The organism is uncultured Altibacter sp. (assembly GCF_963972995.1).
Classification (GTDB): Bacteria; Bacteroidota; Bacteroidia; order Flavobacteriales; family Flavobacteriaceae; genus Altibacter.
The window spans coordinates 23,761-30,546 of the sequence record NZ_CAXAXI010000028.1 but is presented as its reverse complement, the minus strand read 5'-3'; the positions used below and the strand labels follow the sequence as shown (position 1 = coordinate 30,546).

Below are 6,786 nucleotides of genomic sequence, written 5' to 3'. Positions count from 1 at the left end.
AAGAGAACGACACTCAAAAGGAATTTAAAGGCCACTTTACACTAAAACGATAGATCCATATTATGAATATTAAGACAACCTACTTATTACTTTTATTAATAATAGCCCCATTTGTTTACGCACAAGACGGGATCCCTGTGTATTCTAATTATTTTGCAGACAATTACTATTTATTGCATCCTTCCATGGCGGGAGCAGCAAATTATTCTAAGCTGCGAATCACTGCAAGACAACAATGGTTTGATCAAGACGAAGCTCCCAACATTCAAACGCTGACATTTAATACTCGGCTTAATGATCGCTCTGGTGTTGGCGCCATTCTTTTCAATGATCGAAACGGATATCATTCACAGGCCGGAGCGTATTTAACATACGCACATCATATTTCCTTTTCACGCGGAAGTGACGTTGACCTTAATCAATTATCTTTGGGGTTAAGCGGAGGTTTTATTCAATCTAAATTAGATGAGACACAATTTGACCCTAACGATTTCGACCCCATTATTGCTGGGATCATACAGAGTACATCTTATTATAATATAGATGCAGGTGCTTCCTATAACTTTTTAAATTTTTCGGGCCATTTCACTATCAAAAACCTAATTTTTAAAAATAGAGGTCTCAATGATGAAGGATTTGAATCAAATAATCAAAGACGGTATATGATTGCAGGATCGTACAATATAAGTAAGTATGGTTCTTATTGGATGTTTGAACCCTCATTCCTGTTTCAATTTCAGGAACGTACCGGAGAGCAAGCTATAGACATAAATTTTAAGGCGTATAGAGAATTGGAAGAGGGAAGAATTTGGGGAGGTCTTTCTTACAGAAGATCTTTTGACGGATCGGAATATTTGGATGGTACTGAGATTAAAGATCAAAAACTTCAGTATTTCACACCTGTTCTAGGGGTTAATTATAAGAAATTCGTTTTTGCTTACATGTACTCGTATCAAACAGGCACAGTACGATTTAGAAGTGGTGGTTTTCATCAAATAACCCTTGGGTATAATTTTGTAGAAGGGAAGATACGACGTTGGTCGCAAGACATGCGGTACAACGGTATGTTACGACCTAACAATTAAAAAAAATGCCCCAATTACGGGGCATTTTTTATTCCCAAGTATAGTTTTTCTTACCAGCTTGTTTCTTCAATGCCTGGATCATGGCGTTTTCCAACCCGTTTGATGCTTCCTTAGATTTTGAGATTACATACGTTCTGCGTTTTTCATTGAGCTCTGAAATCTGTTTCTGTATGCGTTCTCTTTCCGCACGCTGTTGAGCGATATGCCTTTTGAGTTCAGAAGATGTCTTCTCTTGTAACTCCTTCGGAAGATCCTCTTTTTTTAGTTCAGTAAAACTAAACCCTTCTTCAGCTTCAGCATCGACCAAATCCCAGGTAGCATTCTTATATAAATGCGAGCTTTTTGTAACCGTTCTACTTACGGCATTCGCTTTACTATAGTCTGCTGCATTATCATCTTGCTCCATTTGTAAAGCCACTTTACGTTTTCCGTGAGCTCCATAAGGTATATATGTATTATTCAATTCAATATTGAGTTGTAAAATAACATCATCGTAAGGCGAGGCGATATGTACGGTCTCTACATTGTGGTTAATCGCCATATAATCTCCATAAGTAAGCAAAGCCCCATCCTTCCAGTATGAGGAGATCCCGTGTTTGTAATCACCGCAAAAAATTGTATTGATCACGACATTTTTCTCTTTGGCGTTCAGAGATGCATCTTTATAGTGAACGTCTCCTTGGGTGAAAGGCTCGTTACCCGCAATGAAGATCATTTTTAAATCGTCTGCATCGTTCCCCCAATCCAACTGCTCCAACGAAGCCTGTATTACCGTGCCACAATATTCACTACCGCCGTTGGTAGTAAGAGAGAACAATTCTTTTGAAACATCATCGAGGTCTTCTGTGAAACCTAGAATCTTTCGTATATAACCTTCCCGTGCATTCAGATTGTCATTGCCATATTCGTATAAAGCAATTTGAAGAGAAGGTCGCTCATTGCGACATTTTGCATAAGAAAGTTCATTTACGATCTCCCATAACTGCGCTTTAGCTTGATCAATCAATCCATCCATGCTATTGCTTGTATCTAGCAACAAAGCCACTTTTATATAGTGTTCTTTTGCAATGGAATTGTGATGAGTCTTTGTAGTTTCATTAAAACCAATACGCTTGGGCGTATCTGCCTTACAAGATAGAATGCTTGTAGATGCTAGAATGAATGTAAAAAGATATATCGTTTTCATAGGGTTTTAGATTATATTTATAGAGTAAACATAATACCAAGATATTTGCTGTAAAATATGAACTGAGGGAACGTGCCATCTCAGTTAGTCAATAGCAATCGTTCTTTAGGGAAGCTTGTTTTTTACCTGTAAAGAGGTCGTAAATGCGTCTATACTGGTTTTTAGGATCGAACTAAAGTATGTATGTTTACGGTGAAAAACGACACATGTACAGAGCTTTCTTATTTTTTCTCATTCTGCTGTTTTCAGTATTAACTGTAGTTCAAGGGCAGACAATGCGCAAGCAACAAGGAACGTTTACGCTCTCGGGGAAGGTACTTGAAGAGGAAAATGACCTACCCATCTCAAAAGTAAACGTCGAGATCCAAGGGGGTAAATATACTACAACCAATGAGCGAGGTGAGTTTACGATCACCGCTAGTATAGGAGACGAACTTATTATTAAAAGTGACGATTTTGAAACCGTTTACCACACCATACGCGACAAACAACAAGTGGTAGTAAAGGTAAAGAAAGCCGGAAGCGAAGCCCTGACGGTACAGTCTACTTCCAAGGCTGCTTCCCGAGATCTTTTTAAGCAGTATATTGATTCCTCTAATTTTTTTCTGAAAAAGAATGCTAAAAAAAGCATTGAGTACGTGACAAGAGCCTTAGAATCTGTGCGGTCTAAGAAAGCTACAGATGCTCAAAATGCCATCGCGTTCCTAACTTTAGGAAATATAAACTCCTATTGGGGGCAGTACGATCTTGCTGTAGACAATTACAAAACCAGTATTTCTTTCAACCCGGCGCAGAACACCCGTATCAAATTAGCTTCTGCCTATATGGATAATAAGAATTACCAAGAAAGTATTGCGTCCTATAAAGATTTACTAGAAGAGTCACTGTCCAATTATCAACGCGTTGAAGTATATGAAGGATTAGGGGATACGTATAAGGCGATTAATGATCCCGTTAAGAGTGTATTTAATTATCAGAAGGCCCTTGATATTGCCAACGCACACAGCATCACACCTAAGATAACCGACCTTAATTCTAAGATAGGAGAGGCTTATGCGCAGGGTGGAGCCGTGCAAGAAGCTGAAGAATATTTCGATAACTCACTAAGTCTTGCCAAGAAAGAAAATAAAAAAAGAGCCGTTGCAGAGAAGAACAAAGTGGCCGATTTCTACAATCAGAATCGCAATTATGACAAGGAGATTAAACTGCGAGAAGAAGCTTTGAACGAGATCCAATCTTTGGATGCAGATGATACGGAAGAAGACCTGTCAAGTCCCTTAACCCCGCAACGTCAAAATTACAAGATCGCCAATGCGTATGTAGGCCAGGAAAGATACAAGGAAGCAATCCCTTATCTGCAGCGTAGTATTACTGAAGCAGATAAGAAAGAAGACCTGCTCGTACAAAAGGATGCAACCCGAAAACTATCGGAGATCTATCGCGATATTGGCGATTTTGGCAAAGCGGCAGAGACGTACGAACAGTATGTAGAGGTTGTGGATGAACTCTATGTAAAGAAAGAACAGGAGATCTCCCAAGCAGCCCGCTTTAACAGAGAGATCGCTTTGAGACAGAATAGGATCATTAGCTTGGAGAATGAACGCAAGCTCAACGAAAGCCGCTATCAATTGGCTTTTGAGAATCAAGAACTCATTCAAAAGAACAATCGAGTGCAGCAGTGGGTAATAGGTTCATTGGTCCTTATTGCCTTATTGCTTTTACTAATCGCTTACACGCAGTACAAAAGCGTAAAACAGCAAAAATATGCGAATAATCTTTTGGCATTAAAATCATTGCGAACCCAAATGAATCCGCATTTTATTTTTAACGCACTCAATTCAGTAAATAGTTTTATTGCCAGTAACGATGAGCGGGCAGCCAATACCTATTTAAGTGATTTTTCTCAATTAATGCGTTCTGTTTTGGAGAACAGTGAGGAGGATTTTATTCCTTTGGCCAAAGAGATCGAGCTACTTGAATTATATGTACAATTGGAACACATGCGTTTTAAGAATAAATTTGATTACTCCATCACGGTGGATGAAACGCTACAACTTAGTGAGTTTGTTATTCCTCCTATGTTATTGCAACCCTATGTAGAAAATGCCGTTTGGCATGGGCTTCGATATAAAGAAGAAAAAGGACTATTAGAAATACATTTTGAACAAATCGATCCCGAAACAGTTTCAATAACCATTAGCGACGATGGTATTGGCCGAAAAAAATCGAAAGAGCTGAAGACCGAGCATCAAAAGAAGCAAAACTCTAAAGGCATGGGCAATATTCAAAAAAGAATTGCAATCTTAAACGAAATGTATAAAGACAAGGTGGATGTTTCCGTCGAGAATATTTTTGAAAATGAAGCAGGTACACGCGTGGTTCTAATTTTAAAGAAAGACTAATGAAGTTAAAGGCCATTATTGTTGAGGACGAAGAGAACAGCAGGGAGATCTTAAAGAACTACTTGGCTAAGTATTGCCCCAATGTTTCACTACTAGGAGAAGCTGCCAATGTTGAAGAAGCGCTACTACTTATTCGAAATAATCCTTTGGATCTGGTGTTCTTGGATGTAGAGATGCCTTATGGCAACGCTTTCGATCTCTTGGATAAGGTTGGGGATCGTCAGTTCGAGACGGTATTTGTTACTGCTTATAATCACTATGCTATTGATGCACTCAACGCACACGCCTCGTATTACCTCTTAAAGCCTATCTCGATCGATAAATTAATTGAAGCTGTGGACTATGTTTCAGAAATAAAAGAAAAGGAAAACAGACTTGCGCATACAGTGCTGCAACCAAACCATCGTCATGTTACAGGAAAGATCACTATTCCCATACAAAATGGTTTTGAAGTTTTACAGGTAGCAGATATCATTTACTGTCAGGCCGATGATAATTATACTAATATCTTTTTAAAGGACAGTAAGAAATTGGTGAGTAAGACCCTAAAATATTTTGAAGATCTCTTACAGGACAATGGTTTTGCTCGCGTGCATAAATCGTATTTAGTGAACGTAAATGCAGTTACCGAATACAATAAGGGTAAAGGGGGAAGCGTCGTGTTGAGCAACGGAAAACAAATTATGGTAAGCCCTTCCAGAAAAAAAGAACTGTTGTCGTATTTTGAATAAAAAAAGAACAAATGATTATTAAAGCTGTCAATGGGAAATACCCGGAGATTCCGGACGATTGTTATGTTGCAGAGAATGCTACCATAGTGGGCGAAGTTACTATGGGCAGACTTTGCAGTGTTTGGTTCAATGCTGTAATAAGGGGAGACGTTCATTTCATTAAAATGGGCGATAAGGTCAACGTACAAGACGGGGCCGTAATTCATGCCACTTATAAAACCTCTCCAACGACCATTGGGAACAATGTATCTATTGGCCACAACGCTATAGTACACGGGTGTACGGTGCAGGACAATGTTTTAATAGGCATGGGTAGTATTGTAATGGATGACTGTGTGATAGAAAGTAACTCCATTATCGCAGCGGGCGCTGTAGTGACCAAGAATACTGTGGTAACATCGGGAAGTATCTATGCGGGCATTCCGGCGAAGAAGGTCAAGTGTATTTCTAAGGAATTGCTGCACGGGGAGATCCATCGAATTGCCGAGAATTATGTATTCTACTCGGGTTGGTTCAAGAGTTAAAAGTCTTTTTCTTCTACGGAAATGATTTCCGCATACGCACGAAGTAAAAATTGCAAGGTATCTTTTGAAGCGTTCGTAAAGAACTGAAGCTTTGGAACGTTGGTTTCCTCATTGCTAAGATTATGCGATTTTAAAAGCTTTCTTGTTTGTCGCGCCACAGCTTCTCCCGAATCGATGATCTTAATATGAGGCGGTACGATCTTCTTTAATTGCGGGATGATATAGGGATAATGACTACAGCCAAGAACAATATAATCTACGTTGGCAGCCAGCATTGGCGCCGTGTGCTTTTGAAGCAGGGAATACATTTCGGGACTATCGAGTTGACCCGCTTCAATAAGAGGGACAAGACCTTCTCCTACAATCTCTATTACTGAAATATCCTTTGTAAACGCGTGTGATGTTTGGTGAAACAATGCACTGCTAAGCGTTCCTTTGGTAGCTAGAATTCCGATGCTTTTGGATTGTGTTTGGAGTGCTGCAGGTTTTATAGCCGGTTCGATGCCAATAATGGGGAGATCGTAATTCTTCCGAAGCAAATCAATAGCATTTGTTGTTGCCGTGTTACATGCAACCACGATCATTTTACATCCTAGAGCAATAAGTGCTTCTGTATTCTTAATGCTAAGGGTGCGTATTTCGTTGGCAGATTTTTGTCCGTATGGGGCATTTTTACTATCTGCCAAATAAATGGTATGCTCATTAGGCAATAAGGCATGGATTTCCTTCCAGATAGAAGTGCCTCCTACGCCGGAGTCGAAAATACCAATGGGTTGTGCCTGTTTCATGACCATAAAAATAAAAACTGCTCTCTATAAAGAGAGCAGTTTTTATTTATTTTTTCTGAATAAAATGGAA

At 39.3% G+C, this 6,786-nt stretch carries 6 protein-coding genes; 4 read left to right on the top strand and 2 right to left on the bottom strand.

Annotated features, from left to right (window positions below; genetic code table 11):
- Positions 1 to 62 precede the first annotated feature (62 nt).
- Complete coding sequence (locus AACZ11_RS10980; protein ID WP_290625871.1) at positions 63 to 1,085, top strand: type IX secretion system membrane protein PorP/SprF; 1,023 nt, start codon at positions 63 to 65, stop codon at positions 1,083 to 1,085.
- Positions 1,086 to 1,113: 28 nt separating this feature from the next.
- Here the strand turns inward: AACZ11_RS10980 and AACZ11_RS10975 are convergent, their stop codons facing one another.
- A complete protein-coding gene (locus AACZ11_RS10975) occupies positions 1,114 to 2,271 on the bottom strand; it encodes a vWA domain-containing protein (protein ID WP_290625872.1) in 1,158 nt (385 codons plus the stop codon).
- Positions 2,272 to 2,546: 275 nt separating this feature from the next.
- On the opposite strand from AACZ11_RS10975, the gene AACZ11_RS10970 reads away from it, so the two are divergent.
- From AACZ11_RS10970 to AACZ11_RS10960, 3 genes are read left to right on the top strand one after another with little or no spacing between them, the layout of a single operon-like run.
- The gene (locus tag AACZ11_RS10970; RefSeq protein ID WP_290625873.1) at positions 2,547 to 4,673 is read left to right on the top strand and encodes a histidine kinase; all 2,127 of its coding nucleotides are present in this window, start codon (positions 2,547 to 2,549) and stop codon (positions 4,671 to 4,673) included.
- The gene (locus tag AACZ11_RS10965; RefSeq protein WP_290625874.1) at positions 4,673 to 5,404 is read left to right on the top strand and encodes a LytTR family DNA-binding domain-containing protein; all 732 of its coding nucleotides are present in this window, start codon (positions 4,673 to 4,675) and stop codon (positions 5,402 to 5,404) included. Before AACZ11_RS10970 ends, AACZ11_RS10965 begins: the two co-directional genes overlap by 1 nt.
- Before the next feature lie 11 nt (positions 5,405 to 5,415).
- On the top strand, positions 5,416 to 5,928 hold the full coding sequence (locus AACZ11_RS10960) for a gamma carbonic anhydrase family protein (RefSeq protein ID WP_290625875.1): 513 nt from the start codon (positions 5,416 to 5,418) through the stop codon (positions 5,926 to 5,928).
- Here the strand turns inward: AACZ11_RS10960 and murI are convergent.
- Positions 5,925 to 6,716, bottom strand: a complete 792-nt coding sequence (murI, locus tag AACZ11_RS10955) for a glutamate racemase (RefSeq protein WP_290625876.1) — start codon at positions 6,714 to 6,716, stop codon at positions 5,925 to 5,927. The two genes, AACZ11_RS10960 and murI, sit on opposite strands and share 4 nt — an antisense overlap.
- Between the last annotated feature and the right edge of the window lie 70 nt (positions 6,717 to 6,786).